This window comes from Streptomyces sp. Ag82_O1-12, from assembly GCF_900182715.1.
Classification (GTDB): Bacteria; Actinomycetota; Actinomycetes; order Streptomycetales; family Streptomycetaceae; genus Streptomyces; species Streptomyces massasporeus.
On the sequence record NZ_FXUW01000001.1, the window covers coordinates 4818719 to 4833332 of the forward strand.

14 protein-coding genes are annotated in these 14614 nt (G+C 73.1%); 9 read left to right on the plus strand and 5 right to left on the minus strand.

Annotated features, from left to right (window positions below):
• Positions 1 to 76 precede the first annotated feature (76 nt).
• The gene (gene radA / locus QOL88_RS22180; protein ID WP_097218719.1) at positions 77 to 1486 is read right to left on the minus strand and encodes a DNA repair protein RadA; all 1410 of its coding nucleotides are present in this window, start codon (positions 1484 to 1486) and stop codon (positions 77 to 79) included.
• A 196-nt stretch (positions 1487 to 1682) separates the two neighbouring features.
• Between radA and QOL88_RS22185 the strand changes: the two genes are divergently transcribed.
• Positions 1683 to 3407: a BACON domain-containing protein gene (locus QOL88_RS22185; RefSeq protein ID WP_097218721.1), complete on the plus strand. Its 1725-nt coding sequence runs from the start codon at positions 1683 to 1685 to the stop codon at positions 3405 to 3407.
• An 8-nt stretch (positions 3408 to 3415) separates the two neighbouring features.
• Here QOL88_RS22185 and QOL88_RS22190 read toward each other — a convergent pair whose 3' ends face one another.
• On the minus strand, positions 3416 to 4234 hold the full coding sequence (locus QOL88_RS22190; protein ID WP_097218723.1) for a DUF3109 family protein: 819 nt from the start codon (positions 4232 to 4234) through the stop codon (positions 3416 to 3418).
• Between the two features lie 71 nt (positions 4235 to 4305).
• Here QOL88_RS22190 and QOL88_RS22195 point away from each other — a divergent pair, with 71 nt between their 5' ends.
• The 4 genes from QOL88_RS22195 to ilvD all read left to right on the plus strand — a co-directional run bounded on the left by QOL88_RS22195 (position 4306) and on the right by ilvD (position 8856).
• Positions 4306 to 5238: a Ppx/GppA family phosphatase gene (locus QOL88_RS22195; RefSeq protein WP_097218725.1), complete on the plus strand. Its 933-nt coding sequence runs from the start codon at positions 4306 to 4308 to the stop codon at positions 5236 to 5238.
• An 82-nt stretch (positions 5239 to 5320) separates the two neighbouring features.
• The gene (locus QOL88_RS22200) at positions 5321 to 6145 is read left to right on the plus strand and encodes a sugar phosphate isomerase/epimerase family protein (protein WP_097218728.1); all 825 of its coding nucleotides are present in this window, start codon (positions 5321 to 5323) and stop codon (positions 6143 to 6145) included.
• Positions 6146 to 6182: 37 nt separating this feature from the next.
• Positions 6183 to 6815: a TetR/AcrR family transcriptional regulator gene (locus QOL88_RS22205; RefSeq protein ID WP_097218732.1), complete on the plus strand. Its 633-nt coding sequence runs from the start codon at positions 6183 to 6185 to the stop codon at positions 6813 to 6815.
• 187 nt (positions 6816 to 7002) lie between these two features.
• Positions 7003 to 8856: a dihydroxy-acid dehydratase gene (gene ilvD / locus QOL88_RS22210; protein WP_097218734.1), complete on the plus strand. Its 1854-nt coding sequence runs from the start codon at positions 7003 to 7005 to the stop codon at positions 8854 to 8856.
• 61 nt (positions 8857 to 8917) lie between these two features.
• Here ilvD and QOL88_RS22215 read toward each other — a convergent pair whose 3' ends face one another.
• Positions 8918 to 9058 carry a hypothetical protein gene (locus QOL88_RS22215; protein ID WP_179878930.1) on the minus strand — a complete coding sequence of 47 codons (141 nt, stop codon included), beginning with the start codon at positions 9056 to 9058 and terminating at the stop codon, positions 8918 to 8920.
• Positions 9039 to 11174, minus strand: a complete 2136-nt coding sequence (locus tag QOL88_RS22220) for a protein kinase domain-containing protein (RefSeq protein ID WP_097218737.1) — start codon at positions 11172 to 11174, stop codon at positions 9039 to 9041. Before QOL88_RS22220 ends, QOL88_RS22215 begins: the two co-directional genes overlap by 20 nt.
• Before the next feature lie 181 nt (positions 11175 to 11355).
• Between QOL88_RS22220 and QOL88_RS22225 the strand changes: the two genes are divergently transcribed.
• On the plus strand, positions 11356 to 11676 hold the full coding sequence (locus QOL88_RS22225) for an SH3 domain-containing protein (protein ID WP_097218739.1): 321 nt from the start codon (positions 11356 to 11358) through the stop codon (positions 11674 to 11676).
• 132 nt (positions 11677 to 11808) lie between these two features.
• Positions 11809 to 12309: a hypothetical protein gene (locus tag QOL88_RS22230; protein WP_097218741.1), complete on the plus strand. Its 501-nt coding sequence runs from the start codon at positions 11809 to 11811 to the stop codon at positions 12307 to 12309.
• Positions 12310 to 12333: 24 nt separating this feature from the next.
• Here QOL88_RS22230 and QOL88_RS22235 read toward each other — a convergent pair whose 3' ends face one another.
• Positions 12334 to 12912: a TetR/AcrR family transcriptional regulator gene (locus QOL88_RS22235; RefSeq protein ID WP_097218743.1), complete on the minus strand. Its 579-nt coding sequence runs from the start codon at positions 12910 to 12912 to the stop codon at positions 12334 to 12336.
• 71 nt (positions 12913 to 12983) lie between these two features.
• Here QOL88_RS22235 and QOL88_RS22240 point away from each other — a divergent pair, with 71 nt between their 5' ends.
• Together QOL88_RS22240 and QOL88_RS22245 are read left to right on the plus strand one after the other, a co-directional pair.
• The gene (locus QOL88_RS22240; protein ID WP_097218746.1) at positions 12984 to 13577 is read left to right on the plus strand and encodes a dihydrofolate reductase family protein; all 594 of its coding nucleotides are present in this window, start codon (positions 12984 to 12986) and stop codon (positions 13575 to 13577) included.
• 159 nt (positions 13578 to 13736) lie between these two features.
• On the plus strand, positions 13737 to 14591 hold the full coding sequence (locus QOL88_RS22245; RefSeq protein ID WP_097218749.1) for a class I SAM-dependent methyltransferase: 855 nt from the start codon (positions 13737 to 13739) through the stop codon (positions 14589 to 14591).
• Positions 14592 to 14614 lie beyond the last annotated feature (23 nt).

Consider the following 14614-nt stretch of genomic DNA (forward strand, 5'->3'; position numbering starts at 1 on the left):
CTCCTCCGGTCGCAGGTTCTGGGCGCCCCCGTGTCGCGCGCTCGGTTCGCACGGACGGGCGAGACCAGGGCAAAGTCTACCGGCGACCCTCCTCGTCCCGTGGGGCCTCTCTGCGACGGGAGCGGGGGAGGACCCTCAGGGCGTCCCCTATGTCCGCGACTTCCAGGACCTTCATGCCCGCCGGGATCTTGCCCGGATCGCCCGGGACCAGCGCGTGCGTGAAGCCCAGACGGTGGGCTTCGGCCAGTCTGCGCTGCACTCCGGTGACCCGCCTCACCTCGCCCGCGAGCCCCACTTCGCCGATCGCGACGAGATTCTTCGGGAGAGGTGTGTCACTCGCCGCGCTCGCCAGGGCGAGGGCGACGGCCAGGTCCGCGGCGGGCTCGGTGAGCCTCACCCCGCCGACCGTCGCGGAGTAGATGTCTCTTTTGCCCAAGGCGCTGATCCGCCCCCGCTGTTCCAGCACCGCGAGCATCATCGAGACGCGGGAGGTCTCCAGGCCCGAGGTGGTGCGGCGCGGGGAGGGGATCTGCGAGTCGACCGTGAGCGCCTGGACCTCGGCGACCAGCGGGCGGCGGCCCTCCAGGGTGACGGTCAGGCAGGTGCCCGGGACCGGTTCGGCCCGGCGGGTCAGGAAGAGCCCGCTGGGGTCGGCGAGACCGGTGATGCCCTCGTCGTGCAGCTCGAAGCAGCCGACCTCGTCGGTGGTGCCGTAGCGGTTCTTGACGCCGCGCACGAGGCGCAGGCGGGCGTGCCGGTCGCCCTCGAAGCTCAGGACGACGTCCACCAGGTGCTCCAGCAGGCGCGGGCCCGCGATCGCGCCGTCCTTGGTGACGTGGCCCACCAGCAGCGTGGACATGCCGCGTTCCTTGGAGGCCCGGATGAGGGCGCCGGCGACCTCCCGCACCTGGGCCATGCCGCCGGGCGCTCCGTCGATCTCGGGGGAGGCCACCGTCTGCACCGAGTCCATGATCAGCAGCGACGGCTTCACCGCGTCCAAGTGGCCCAGCACCGCGGCCAGATCCGTCTCGGCCGCCAGGTACAGGTGGTCGTCGATGGCGCCGATGCGGTCGGCGCGCAGCCGGACCTGGCTCGCCGACTCCTCACCCGTGACGTACAGCGTGCGGTGCTCGTCGCTCGCGGACTTGGCCGCCACGTCCAGCAGGAGCGTGGACTTGCCGACGCCCGGTTCGCCCGCGACCAGCACCACCGCGCCGGGGACCAGGCCGCCGCCGAGCACGCGGTCCAGCTCGGGCACGCCGGTGGGGCGGGCGGTGGCCTGGCGGCCGTCCACCTGGCCGATGGGCAGTGCGGAGGTGGTGACCCGGCCGGGGGTCGTCGTACGCACCGCGGGCGCGCCGTACTCCTCGACCGTCCCCCAGGCCTGGCACTCGGGGCAGCGGCCGAGCCACTTCGCCGTCTGCCAGCCGCATTCCGTGCAGCGGTAGGACGGGCGGTCCTTGGTGGTCTTCGTACGGGCAGCCATGGACGAAACCGTAGCCGCCGGCACTGACATCGCGGGACCGGCCGACGGCCGCCGCCCGCGCGCCACGCGTTCGCCACCCCGCGCCAGCGGCGGAACAACCGGTTCGTGTCCCCGATTGAGGGATCGTTTCACCCGTACGGATTAAATGTGCTCAAGCCGCCTGATGGTGCCTCTCCCGGCGTCCTACGGTCGCCGAATGATGAGCAGTACTCCGGAGATCTCGACCCGTTCGGCCCGCACGGCCGGCGCCCACCGGGCGCACCGGGAGGCGCGCGACCGCGGGGCGGCGCGCACGCTGGCGCAGCGGCCGCCCGCGCGCTACGAGCCCTACCTGGACGGCCTGTTCACCTACTGCCTGTCCGTGCTGTGCGACCACGAGGCCGCGACCGCCGCCCTGGGCGACGTCCTCGCCCTCGCCGAACGCCGCGGCCGGCACGTCCCCGAGGCACCCGCGGACCGCAGGGCCTGGCTGTACGCGCTGGCCCGCTGGGCGTGCCTGCGCAAGCTGGCCGAGGCCAAGCAGAAACGTCTGAGCAGCCATGCCGTGGGCCGTGCCGACCGGCAGCGCGCCGACCGTCCGGCCGCCCCGGCCGCGTCCGAGGAGGTCCAGGAGCGGCGCCGTCGCGAACTGGCCCTGCTGGCCTGGCCGGAGGCCGCCGGCACCACGCCCGAGCAGCGCGAGGCGCTCGAACTGGCCGTGCGCCACCACCTCACCGCCCGCGAGGTCGCCGCCGTCCTCGGCATGGACCCGGCCGCCGCCCGCGATCTGCTCGCCTCCGCCGCCTGCGAGGTGGAACGCACGCGTGCGGCCCTCGCCGTGGTCGAGACCGGGGCGTGTCCGAGCGTGTCGCAGTTCGCCGGTGCCGACCGGCTCGTGCTCGGCACGGCCCTGCGCCGCGAGCTCGTCCGGCACGTCGACGACTGCCCGCGCTGCCGCCGCACCGCCGAGCGAGCCATCCCCGGCCGCTGGCCCGGCACCAGCGTCACCCCCGCCGAACTGCCCGTCCTGCCGGCGCCCCGAGCGGCCCTGCACGTCGCGATGGCCCACCACCCGCGCGCGCGGAACGCCGCACCCCGCTTCGACCGGCGCGGCTTCCCGATGGACCCCAAGGACCATGCCGCCCGCAGGGACCGCCTGCGCGCGCGTGCCGTCACCACGACCGTCGTCGCCACCGTCGTGGCCGCCCCGGTCCTCGCCCTGTGGGCCGCCTACCGGGGCACCCCGATCGGCGAGGGCCAGGACGGCCGCTCGGCCTCCGCGCGCGAGGCGGACGACCCGTTCGGCCTGGACGGCGAGATGGCGGGCGGCGGCTACGAGAACACCGGCAACGCGAGCACCCGCCCCGGCCCCCGCTTCGGCAAGGACGGCAAGGCCGACGTCTCCGTCGAGGTGATCGGCGTCGCCGGCGCGGGACGCGAGAGCGCCCTGGAGGTCACGGCCGACAACAGCGGCGACACCACCCTGGTCACGCTGACCGCGAGCGGCCCGGCCCCGGTCCGCTGGTCCGCGTCGACGGGAGCCCCCTGGCTCTACCTCAGCCAGTCCTCGGGAACGCTCCGGCCCGGCGAGTCGGTGACGATCAAGGTGTACGTCGACCACCTGCGGGAGCCCGCGGGGCCCTGGCGCGCGCAGGTCGCGGTCGCGCCCGCGGGCGCCGTCGTCCGCATCGAGGGCTACGGCACCGCGCCCAGCCCCTCCGACCCCGGCCCGGACCCCCGCCCCAGCAGCCCGGGCGGCCCGGCGCCGACCCACCCCGACCCGACGCCCACGACCTCCGCCCCGGACCCGGACCCGACGCCGACCACTGCGCCCCCGTCGACCGACCCGGATCCCACGCCGACGGACCCGGCCCCGACCGAGCCCACGGGCTCGACGCCACCGCCCTCGGACAGCGGCGACCCGAGCCCGGTCACCTCGTAGCCGGGCCCTCAGGCCCCGGGGCTCGCCGGATGCGCGGGATCCGCGGGGTGCGGTGCCAGCAGCGGCAGCTGCGAGGCCAGCCGCTCCTCGCACAGCTCGACCAGCCGGTCGTAGCCGGCCTTGCCCATCAGCTCGATCAGCTCGGGCCGGTAGGAGACGTACACGGGATCGCCCGCGCCGTGGGCCGACGTCGCCGAGGTGCACCACCAGTGCAGGTCGTGGCCGCCCGGACCCCAGCCGCGGCGGTCGTACTCACCGATCGACACCTGGAGGACGCGCGTGTCGTCGGGCCGGTCGATCCACTCGTACGTCCGTCGTACCGGCAGCTGCCAGCACACGTCCGGCTTGGTCTCCAGCGGCTCGCGGCCCTCCTTCAGGGCCAGGATGTGCAGCGAGCAGCCCATGCCCCCCTTGAAGCCCGGCCGGTTCTGGAAGATGCACGAGCCCTGGAAGGGCCGCGTCTGCCGCTCGCCGTCCTCGTCCTCGGAGACCCAGCCGCCCCGCGTGCCCTCGGCATGGTGCTGCCAGATGTCCGGCGTGAGCCTGGCCACAAACCCGGCGACGCGCTTCTCGTCGTCCTCGTCGGAGAAGTGGGCACCCAACGTGCAGCACCCGTCATCCGCACGGCCCGCCTGGATGCCCTGGCAGCCGCTGCCGAAGATGCAGTTCCAGCGAGAGGTCAGCCATGTCAGATCGCAGCGGAAGACCTGCTCGTCGTCCGCCGGATCAGGAAACTCCACCCATGCGCGAGCGAAGTCGAGGCCCTTCTCGTCGGATTCCACGACGCCCGGTGATTTGTCGCGCTTCGCCTTTTTCGTCTTTGGCACGAGTCCAGGGTACGGGCCTCGTGCCCCCACCGAGGACGGCGGAGGGCCCGGCGGGCAGTAGCGTTCCGTACATGAGACTCGGTGTCCTCGACGTGGGATCGAACACGGTGCATCTGCTCGTGGTGGACGCGCACCCCGGCGCGTGCCCGCTGCCCGCGCATTCGCACAAGGCGGAACTGCGCCTCGCCCAGCTCCTCGACGACGACGGCGCGATCGGCCCGCACGGCGTCGACCAGCTGATCTCGGTCGTCCAGGAGGCGCTCCAGGCCGCCGAGGACAAGGGCGTCGAGGACCTGCTGCCGTTCGCCACCTCCGCCGTGCGCGAGGCCCGCAACGCCGACGACGTCCTCGCCCGCGTGCGCGCCGAGACGGGCGTCGAGCTCCAGGTCCTCACCGGCGCCGAGGAGGCCCGGCTCACCTTCCTCGCCGCCCGCCGCTGGTTCGGCTGGTCCGCCGGGAAGCTGCTGGTCCTGGACATCGGCGGCGGCTCCCTGGAGGTCGCCTACGGCATCGACGAGGAGCCCGACGCGGCCGCCTCGCTGCCGCTGGGCGCGGGTCGCCTCACCGCCGGCTGGCTCCCCGGCGACCCGCCCGCCCCGGACGACGTCCGCGCCCTGCGCCGTCACGTGCGGACCGAGATCGCCCGCACGGTCGGCGAATTCAGCCGCCTCGGCACCCCCGACCACGTCGTCGCCACGTCGAAGACCTTCAAGCAGCTGGCCCGCATCGCCGGCGCCGCCCGCTCCGCCGAGGGCCTCTACGTCCAGCGCGAGCTCAAGCGGGAGTCCGTGGAGGGCTGGGTCCCGCGCCTGGCCGCCATGACCGAGCGGGAGCGCGCGGAGCTGCCGGGCGTCTCGGAGGGCAGGGCCGGGCAGCTCCTGGCCGGCGCCCTGGTCGCCGAGGCCGCGATGGACCTCTTCGGCGTGGAGCGGGTCGAGATATGCCCCTGGGCGCTGAGGGAAGGCGTGATCCTGCGTCGCCTGGATCACATGGAGTCCGCGTAGGAGCCCGCTCGTCTATGGCAAACACCACAACGGCCAAGAGGCCCCCCACGCCACCCCGACCACACCCCGTAATCTGTCCTGCATGGCAGAGCCAGCCGTGAAGATCCCGGACGCGAAGGTCGCCCTGTCGACGGCCTCGGTCTACCCGGAGTCGACGGCCACGGCCTTCGAGATCGCCGCGCGCCTCGGCTACGACGGAGTCGAGGTCATGGTCTGGACCGACCCGGTCAGCCAGGACATCGAGGCCCTGCGCAGACTCAGCGACTACCACCGGATCCCGATCCTGGCCGTGCACGCCCCCTGCCTGCTCATCACGCAGCGCGTCTGGTCCACCGACCCCTGGACCAAGCTCCAGCGGGCCCGCGTGGCGGCGGAGAAGCTCGGCGCGAGCACGGTCGTGGTCCACCCGCCGTTCCGCTGGCAGCGCCAGTACGCCCGGGACTTCGTCACCGGCATCTGGCGCATGGCCAACGAGACGGACGTACGGTTCGCCGTCGAGAACATGTACCCCTGGCGCTACCGCGACCGCGAGATGCTCGCGTACGCGCCCGACTGGGACGTGACGAAGGACGACTACCGGCACTTCACGATCGATCTCAGCCACACCGCGACGGCCCGCTCCGACGCGCTGGACATGGTCGACCGCATGGGGGACCGCCTCGGCCACGTCCACCTCGCCGACGGCCGGGGCTCGGCCAAGGACGAGCACCTGGTGCCCGGCCGCGGCACGCAGCCCTGCGCCGAGGTGCTGGAGCGGCTCGCCCTGACCGGCTTCGACGGGCATGTCGTCATCGAGGTCAACACCCGCCGCGCCATGTCGAGCGCGGAGCGCGAGGCGGACCTGGCGGAGGCCCTGGCCTTCACCCGCCTGCACCTTGCCTCGGCCGTGAAGGTGCCGCGGCGATGACCGGGCACCTGGCCTCGCCGGTGAAGGTGCCGCGGCGATGACCGGCCGGCCCCCGGCCGGCAGCGGCCCCGGCACCGCCGCCCGCCGCCGTGGCCGCCCCCCGCGCACGGAGGCGGCGGACACCCGTGACCGCATCCTGAGCGCCGCCCGCGACGAGTTCTCCGAGCGCGGCTACGAGAAGACGTCCGTGCGCGGCATCGCCAAGTCCGCCGGGGTCGACCCGGCCCTTGTGCACCACTACTTCGGCACGAAGGAGCAGGTCTTCGAGGCGGCGATCACCCTGTCCTTCGGACCGGCCCTGCAAGCCCCGAAGGCCATCGAGGAGGGCCCGCTGGACGGGGTGGGGGAGCGCCTGGCCCGCTTCTTCTTCGGCATCTGGGAGAACCCGGCGACCCGCGCGCCGCTGCTCGCCATCGTCCGCTCCGCCCTCACCAACGACACCGCGGCCGCCGTCTTCCGGCGGATCATCGCCACCCAGGTGCTGCGCCGCATCGCGGTACGGCTGGAGCTGCCGGACGCCGAGCTGCGGGCCGAGCTCGCGGCGGCGCAGCTCGTGGGCACCGCGATCCTGCGCTACGTCCTCAAGATCGAGCCGCTGGCCTCGGCGGACCCGGAGCAGGTCATCGCGAGGCTCGCGCCCGTCGTACAGGGACATCTGACCGATCCGTAAGGCGTGCGGGTGGCCGATCCGTAAGGCGTGCGGATGACCGATCCGTAAGGCGTGCGGGTGCCGTCGTCCGAGACAGGCGTCCCGCATTCCGGACGCACCGTCCCGCCCACTGGATGACCGGCGTACGCTCGGTAGCAGTCAGAAATCTCCGAACTCTCTGACGCCGTCTTTGAAGGAGCGAGCGACGATGCCCGAGCTGAGGTCCCGCACAGTCACCCACGGCCGCAACATGGCGGGCGCACGCGCCCTGATGCGCGCCTCCGGTGTACCGGGCACGGACATCGGCCGCAAGCCGATCATCGCGGTCGCCAACAGCTTCACCGAGTTCGTCCCGGGGCACACGCACCTGGCGCCGGTCGGCCGGATCGTCAGCGAGGCGGTCGTCGCCGCCGGCGGCATCCCGCGCGAGTTCAACACGATCGCCGTCGACGACGGCATCGCCATGGGCCACGGCGGCATGCTGTACTCCCTGCCCTCCCGCGACCTGATCGCGGACAGCGTGGAGTACATGGTCGAGGCGCACTGCGCCGACGCCCTGATCTGCATCTCCAACTGCGACAAGATCACCCCGGGCATGCTGAACGCCGCCCTGCGGCTGAACATCCCCACGGTCTTCGTCTCCGGCGGCCCGATGGAGTCCGGCCGTGCCACCCTGGTCGACGGCACGGTCCGCACGCTCGACCTGGTCGACGCGATCTCCGACGCCGTGAACGACAAGATCTCGGACGAGGACATCCTCCGCATCGAGGAGAACGCCTGTCCGACCTGCGGCTCCTGTTCCGGCATGTTCACCGCCAACTCGATGAACTGCCTGACCGAGGCCATCGGTCTCTCCCTCCCGGGCAACGGCTCGGTCCTCGCCACGCACACGGCCCGCAAGCAGCTGTACGTGAACGCGGCCAACACGGTCATGGACATCACCCGCCGCTACTACGAGCAGGACGACGAGACGGTCCTGCCCCGCAGCGTGGCGTCCGTCGCGGCGTTCGAGAACGCCATGGCCCTCGACATCGCCATGGGCGGCTCCACCAACACGATCCTGCACCTGCTGGCCGCCGCCCAGGAGGCCGGCGTCCCCTTCGGCCTGGACGAGATCAACGCCGTCTCGCGCCGCGTGCCGTGCCTGGCCAAGGTCGCCCCGAACGTCGCCAAGGACCGCACGTACTACATGGAGGACGTGCACCGCGCCGGCGGCATCCCCGCCCTGCTCGGCGAGCTGCACCGGGCCGGCCTGCTCAACGAGGACGTGCACTCCGTGCACAGCCCGTCCCTCGGCGACTGGCTGAAGACCTGGGACGTGCGCGGCGGCTCCCCGTCCGCCGAGGCGGTCGAGCTGTGGCACGCGGCCCCCGGCTGCGTCCGCTCCGCCGAGGCCTTCTCCCAGTCCGAGCGCTGGGAGGCCCTGGACAAGGACGCCGAGGGCGGCTGCATCCGCTCCGCCGAGCACGCCTACTCCAAGGACGGCGGCCTCGCGGTCCTCAAGGGCAACCTGGCGGTCGACGGCTGCGTCGTGAAGACGGCCGGTGTCGACGAGTCCATCTGGACCTTCGAGGGCCCGGCGGTCGTCTGCGAGTCGCAGGAGGAGGCCGTCCAGAAGATCCTCACTCAGCAGGTCAAGGAAGGCGACGTCGTCGTCATCCGCTACGAGGGCCCCAAGGGCGGCCCCGGCATGCAGGAGATGCTCTACCCGACCTCGTACCTGAAGGGCCGCGGCCTCGGCAAGACCTGCGCGCTGGTCACGGACGGCCGCTTCTCCGGCGGCACCTCCGGCCTGTCCATCGGCCACGCCTCGCCCGAGGCGGCCGCGGGCGGCACCATCGCCCTGGTCGAGGACGGCGACCGCGTCCGCATCGACATCCCGGGCCGCTCCATCGAACTGCTGGTGGACGATGCCGAACTGGCCCGCCGCGACCAGGCGCTGAACGGCGTGTACGCCCCGAAGAACCGCGACCGCAAGGTCTCGGCGGCGCTGCGGGCCTACGCGGCGATGGCGACGAGCGCGGACAAGGGCGCGGTGCGGGACGTGTCGAAGCTGGGCTGACCCCCACTCCACACGCCGAGGGCCGCCTCCCGCCGTCGGGGGCGGCCCTCGCCGTGTGCGCTCACCAGGCGGACGGATCACGCCCGTTGACCGCGAACACCGTGCCGTCCGGGGCGCTGTCGTACACCCGGTCCCCCACCACCACCGGCTCGGGAAGGGAGGCCGGCACCGGGTCGGACCGCTCACCAGGCGGACGGATCACGCCCGTTGACCGCGAACACCGTGCCGTCCGGGGCGCTGTCGTACACCCGGTCCCCCACCACCACCGGCTCGGGAAGGGAGGCCGGCACCCGGTCGGACCGCTCACCCAGCCGCACCGGCGTCTGCCCGACGAGCTTGCCCCGCCGGGCGTCGACGGCGAGCAGCCGCCCGTCGGGCGCGCTCACGTACACATGCCGCCCGTCGGCCGCCGGCCTGGACGCCCGCGCGACCCCCGTCTCCAGGCTCCACAACTGCGCGCGCGTCTTGAGGTCGACGGCCGTCAACGCCCCTCCGCTCGCCATGAGGTGGACGACGTCCCCCCGCACGCTGCCCTGGACCTGCGCCAGGGGGACGCGCAGCGGCACCCGCACGGTCCTGCGGTCGCGGGGGTCGTAGCGCACGACGGCCCGGGCCTCACCGCGCACGGCGTCGACGGCCAGCGCAACGAGCGATCCGTCCGCCGTGCCGACCGCCTCCAGGTTCCCGTCGAGTCCCGCCTGCCACCGCACCGCGCCGGTCCGCGGATCCACCGCCGTGGCCCGCGTCCGGCCCCCGTCACCCGACACGCTCACCGCGTACGCGAGCGGGTCACCGGGGAACGACACGAAGTACGGCACGTCCTGCCCCGGCACCCGGTGGCTCCACCGCACCCGGCCCGAGGCGGCCTCCACCCCGCTGACCGTGCCGTCGGACCCGGTGAGCAGCACCATGCCCCCCACGGCCCGCAGCCCGCCGTACGCCGGCAGCTCCCGCCGGGACACCTTGCCCGACGCCAGGTCGACGGCCGTCAGCTCCCGCCCCTGGCCGAGTCCGCCCAGCACCTTGCCGTCCGCCACGACCGGAGCCCCGGCCGGCGGCCCGCTCGCGGCGGCGCCCTTCAGCGCCCGCCGCCACAGCAGCCGCCCGTCCACGGCGTCACGCGCGAACACCAGCCCTTCCTGCGCGCACACCACGGCGTCCGTCGCGAAGGAGCACTGCGGCACGCTCCGGCCGTCGAGCGGCTCGGCCTCCCATCCGGAGAAAGCGGCGGCCGTGGTCCGCGGCGAGGCGACCCCCCGCGCCGGATCCGCGCCCCCGGGCAGCCCCACCACCGCCAGCACCCCGGCGACCGCCAGCCCCAGGGCCCCGGCCACCACGGCCCCCCGCCTGCGCAACCGGCCGGACGCCTCGCGCCCTTCCACCCCGGCGGCCGCCGCGCCGGGCGCGGCTCCCCCCGGTGCCTCCTCCGGTTGCTCTTCCGGTTCCTCCTCGGCGCGCTGCCGCGGTATGAAGGCCTGCGTGTCGTACGAGGCCGACACCGACCGCAGCTCCCGCATCAACTCGTCGGGGGAGGGCCGGTCCTCGGGCTCCTTGGCCAGGCAGCGCAGCACGAGCGGAGCCAACTCCTCGGGCACGCCGGTCAGTTCCGGTTCGTCGTGCACGACCTGGTAGGCGACCACGTACGGGCTGTCCGAGTCGAACGGCCCCCGTCCGGTCGCCGCGTGGACCATCACCGACCCGAGCGCGAACACGTCGGCGGCTGGCCCGACCTCCCTCGGCCGCCGGAACTGCTCGGGCGCCATGAACGGCGGCGTCCCGATGAGCTTCCCGGTCTCGGTGCGCAACTCGCTGTCCTTCGGCCGGGAGATGCCGAAGTCGATGACCTTCGGCCCGTCCTCGGCGAGCAGCACGTTGCTCGGCTTCAGATCCCGGTGCACGACCCCGACCCGGTGGATGTCCCGCAGCGCCTCCGCGAGCCCGGCCATCAGCCGCCGCAACCGGGCGGGTGCCAGAGGCCCGTTCCGCTTGACCTCCTGGGCGAGCGTCGGGCCCGGGATGTACAAGGTGGCCATCCAGGGGCGCCCGGCCTCGGGATCGGCGTCCACGACCGGCGCGGTGAAGGCCCCGCTGACCCGCCGGGCGGCCCGCACCTCCTGCCGGAAACGCCCCCGAAACTCGGGGTCCTTGGCGAACTGGGCGTGCACGACCTTCACGGCGAGCGTCATCCCGGAGGTGCTGCGCGCCAGGTGCACGACCCCCATCCCGCCGGAACCCAGGCAGGACTCCAGACGGTAGTGGCCGGCGTATTCGGGAAGTTCCGCTTCCGCGCCCGCTCCGGCGTTCCGCTGTGGCGCCATGGGACCACCCCCGTGCTGTTCGTCCGCGCGCGCGACGCACGGAGCCTAGTCGAAGACTCGTATGGGACAGAGGCGGCTTGCTAGCCTCCACGCACGAGTTGCGCACACGTGTTTCATGGCGTGACGCGGGGGAATCAACGGCACCCCATGGCAGCCATGGGGTTCAACGGGGGAGAAACGCATGTCTGTCGACCATGTCGAGGAACTCGAAGGCAGAGGCGATGAAGAAGCCGTTACGTTGGCGGCGTCGGCCCTGCGCTCGTACGCCGTCGCCCCGGGCGTCCGCCTGAACGTCCGCAGCGGCCCCGGCACCGGTTACGCCCTCGTCCGCGTCCTGCCCGAGGGAGCCAGGGTCACCATCTTCTGCCAGCGCCCCGGCACCACGGTGGCGGGTCCTTACGGCACCACGAACATCTGGGACAACATCGACGACGGCGAGTACGTCTCGGACGCCTATGTGCAGACCGGCAGCGACGGCTACGTCCGCCCGCGCTGCTCCTGAACCCACCGCCACTACGCCGGGACCACATACGTCTCGGACGCCTACGTGAGAACGGGCAGCGACGGCCACGTCCGGCCCCGCTGCGGCTGAGCCGCTCGGAGCCCGCGGTCACCCCGGGGCCATAATCGACGCGTGAGCGACGACACCGGCCTTCAGGAAACCCCCGCGGGCTCCACCGGCCCCCGCCCCGAGCCGATCCGCTTCTTCGGCACCACCTGGGTCGACCACGACAACGGCTACACCGCACGCCGCATCGCGGTCTCCGTCGGCTCCCTCGCGGCGGCCGCCGCCTCCTGCCTCGTCCTCCGCCTCGCCTACCAGGGCCTCCAGATCGCCGCGATCGGCGGCTTCGTCACGCTCCTCATGGTCGTGATGTTCGCGATCTGCAGCGCGATGGCCTTCCGTCACACCTGGGACGGCTTCACCCGACGCCCCGACCCGGACCGCCAGGCGTCCCTGCGCGGGCTCCTGGCCGTCGGCTTCGTCGGCTCGCTCTTCGCCTACTTCTTCCGCTCCCTCACCGAGGCCCCCGGCGAGAGGCTCCACCGCGAGGAGTACGAAGAGGCCCACAAGCAGTACGAGAAGCGCACGACCCGCCGCTCGGGCAACCCGAAGAACCGCCGCCGGGCGTAGTCGCCACCAGCGAGGTCCTGCCGCCTACCGCTCCGCCACGATGCGCTCGACCGCCGCCGTCACCAGCTCTTCGCGCTCCGCCTCGGTGAAGACGTCCGGCAGGGTGAGCTGCTCGACGATCAGCCAGTTCAGGGTCAGCATGAGCAGCTTGACGGCCATGGCGTCGCCGGGGAGGCCGGAGGCCTCGTGGTACGCGACGTTGGCATCGACATCGGCACGGACCCGCTCGGTGAGGACCTTGCGCAGTTCGGGACGACGCGTGGCCTCGAGACGCAGTTCGAGCAGGGCGAGGTACCCGGTGCGGAACCCGGCGACGCGGCCGACGAGCTCACGCATCAGCACCACGTAGGTCTCCCGGTCGCGGCCGGCCGCCCGCTGGCGGGCGATGGTCGCGTCGTCGGGCTGGAGCCGCTCGTAGACCCGGGCACCGGCCTGGGTGAGGAGATCGTCCCGGTTGGCGAAGTAGTTGGACGCGGTCCCCGCCGGTACGGCGGCCTCGGCGTCCACCGCCCGGAACGTCAGACCGCGTGCACCCTCCCTGGCCAGCACCTCGATCGCCGCGTCGACGAGCGCGGCACGCCGCTGGTCGTTCCGTCGCACCATTGACACCACTCCAGTTGTAGTACTACTTTCAAACCACTTCAAGGAGAGTACTACGTATGGAGTTATCAGAGATGCGAAAGCTCGTCTACTACATCGCTGTCACGCTCGACGGCCGCATCGCCGGCCCCGACGGCGAGTACGACTTCTTCCCCGCCGGCGACGAACGGCAGAGCGCCGCCTACAGCGCCTGGGCCAACACCCTGTACCCCGAGACGGTCCCGACCGCCTACCGCGCCGCCGCCGGCCTCGCCGACACCCCCAACCGGTACTTCGACACCGTCGTCATGGGCCTCGGCCCCTATCGCGCCCCCTTCGAACAGGGGGTCACCAGCCCCTACGCGCACCTGCGCCAGTACGTGGTGTCCAGCACGCTCCGGCCCGACGCCGACCCGGCCGTCACCGTCGTCCCGGGCGACCCGCTCGGCCTGGTCCGCGCACTGAAGAAGGAGGAGGACAGCGGCCTGAACGTATGGCTCTGCGGCGGCGGCAAGCTCGCCGGCGCGCTCCTGCCCGAGATCGACGAACTGGTCGTCAAGAACTACCCGGTGGTCGCCGGAGCCGGAGTACCGGCGTTCGACGGCGCCTTCGACCCCACCGTCTTCGATGTCGCCGAGCGCACCGCCTTCCCCAACGGCGTCACCCTCACCCGCCTCACCCGCCGTTAGGGCATGTCCCGAGCTCTCGGCTCCCGAACGGCCCGGCCGTCCACCCCACTTCGGCATCCGCTCGGGCAACAGAGCCTCACCCAACGGGATCAGCCCGCCCCCCGCCGATCTCACCGAAATCTCACCGCACCCCGCCCCGCCCCCGGCCACCATGGCCGTATGACCACATCACCCTCCGCCCACCACCCCACCGGAGCCGACCCGACCCCCGAGCCCCCTGCCGACACCCCCGAGCCCCCTGCCGGCACCCCCGAGCCCCCTCGGAGCGCCCGGGCCCACTCGTTCAACGCCGCGGCGGCCCAGTACGCCGCCAACCGCCCCTCCTACCCCCCGGCCCTCTTCGACGCGATAGAAGACCTGACCGGCCGTCCCCTCACCGGCACCCGCGTCGCGGACGTCGGCGCCGGCACCGGCATCGCCACCGCCCTCCTGCACGCCCGGGGCGCGGACGTCGTCGCCGTGGAACCCGGAGACGGCATGGCGGCCCAGTTCCGCCGCACCCTGCCCGACATCCCGGTCATCCGCGGCACGGGCGACGACCTCCCCCTCACCGACGCCTCCGTCGATCTCGTCACCTACGCCCAGGCCTGGCACTGGACCGACCCCGCCCGCGCCGTCCCGGAGGCCCTGCGCGTCCTGCGCCCCGGCGGCGCCCTCGCCCTGTGGTGGAACACCGACGCGCTCGACGTCCCCTGGATCGCCGAGGCCGCCGCCCGCATGGCTCGTCACTTCGACATCGACGTCTCCGCCGAGAAGCGCAACGTCGACGCCCGCGCCGCCGACCCCACCGGCCTCCTCGACTTCACCCGCCGCACGGTCCGCTGGAGCCGCCGCGTCCCGGTCGACACCCACCTGGCCAACATCGGCAGCCACTCGGTCTTCCTCGTCCACGGCGCCGACCACACCGCGTCGTTCCTGGCCGAGGAACGCGAGCACCTGCTCCGGTCCTTCCCGGACGGCTTCGTCGATGAGGTCTACGAGGTCGTCCTGCTCCTCGCCAGGACGCCGGCCTGACGCTCACCCACCCGAAGGCCGCC

Coding starts and splice junctions, on each gene's coding strand:
- radA (WP_097218719.1), bottom strand. CDS start 1,486: ATGGCTGCCCGTACGAAGACCACCAAGGACCGCCCGTCCTACCGCTGC.
- QOL88_RS22185 (WP_097218721.1), top strand. CDS start 1,683: ATGATGAGCAGTACTCCGGAGATCTCGACCCGTTCGGCCCGCACGGCC.
- QOL88_RS22195 (WP_097218725.1), top strand. CDS start 4,306: ATGAGACTCGGTGTCCTCGACGTGGGATCGAACACGGTGCATCTGCTC.
- QOL88_RS22200 (WP_097218728.1), top strand. CDS start 5,321: ATGGCAGAGCCAGCCGTGAAGATCCCGGACGCGAAGGTCGCCCTGTCG.
- QOL88_RS22205 (WP_097218732.1), top strand. CDS start 6,183: ATGACCGGCCGGCCCCCGGCCGGCAGCGGCCCCGGCACCGCCGCCCGC.
- ilvD (WP_097218734.1), top strand. CDS start 7,003: ATGCCCGAGCTGAGGTCCCGCACAGTCACCCACGGCCGCAACATGGCG.
- QOL88_RS22220 (WP_097218737.1), bottom strand. CDS start 11,174: ATGGCGCCACAGCGGAACGCCGGAGCGGGCGCGGAAGCGGAACTTCCC.
- QOL88_RS22225 (WP_097218739.1), top strand. CDS start 11,356: ATGTCTGTCGACCATGTCGAGGAACTCGAAGGCAGAGGCGATGAAGAA.
- QOL88_RS22235 (WP_097218743.1), bottom strand. CDS start 12,912: ATGGTGCGACGGAACGACCAGCGGCGTGCCGCGCTCGTCGACGCGGCG.
- QOL88_RS22240 (WP_097218746.1), top strand. CDS start 12,984: ATGCGAAAGCTCGTCTACTACATCGCTGTCACGCTCGACGGCCGCATC.
- QOL88_RS22245 (WP_097218749.1), top strand. CDS start 13,737: ATGACCACATCACCCTCCGCCCACCACCCCACCGGAGCCGACCCGACC.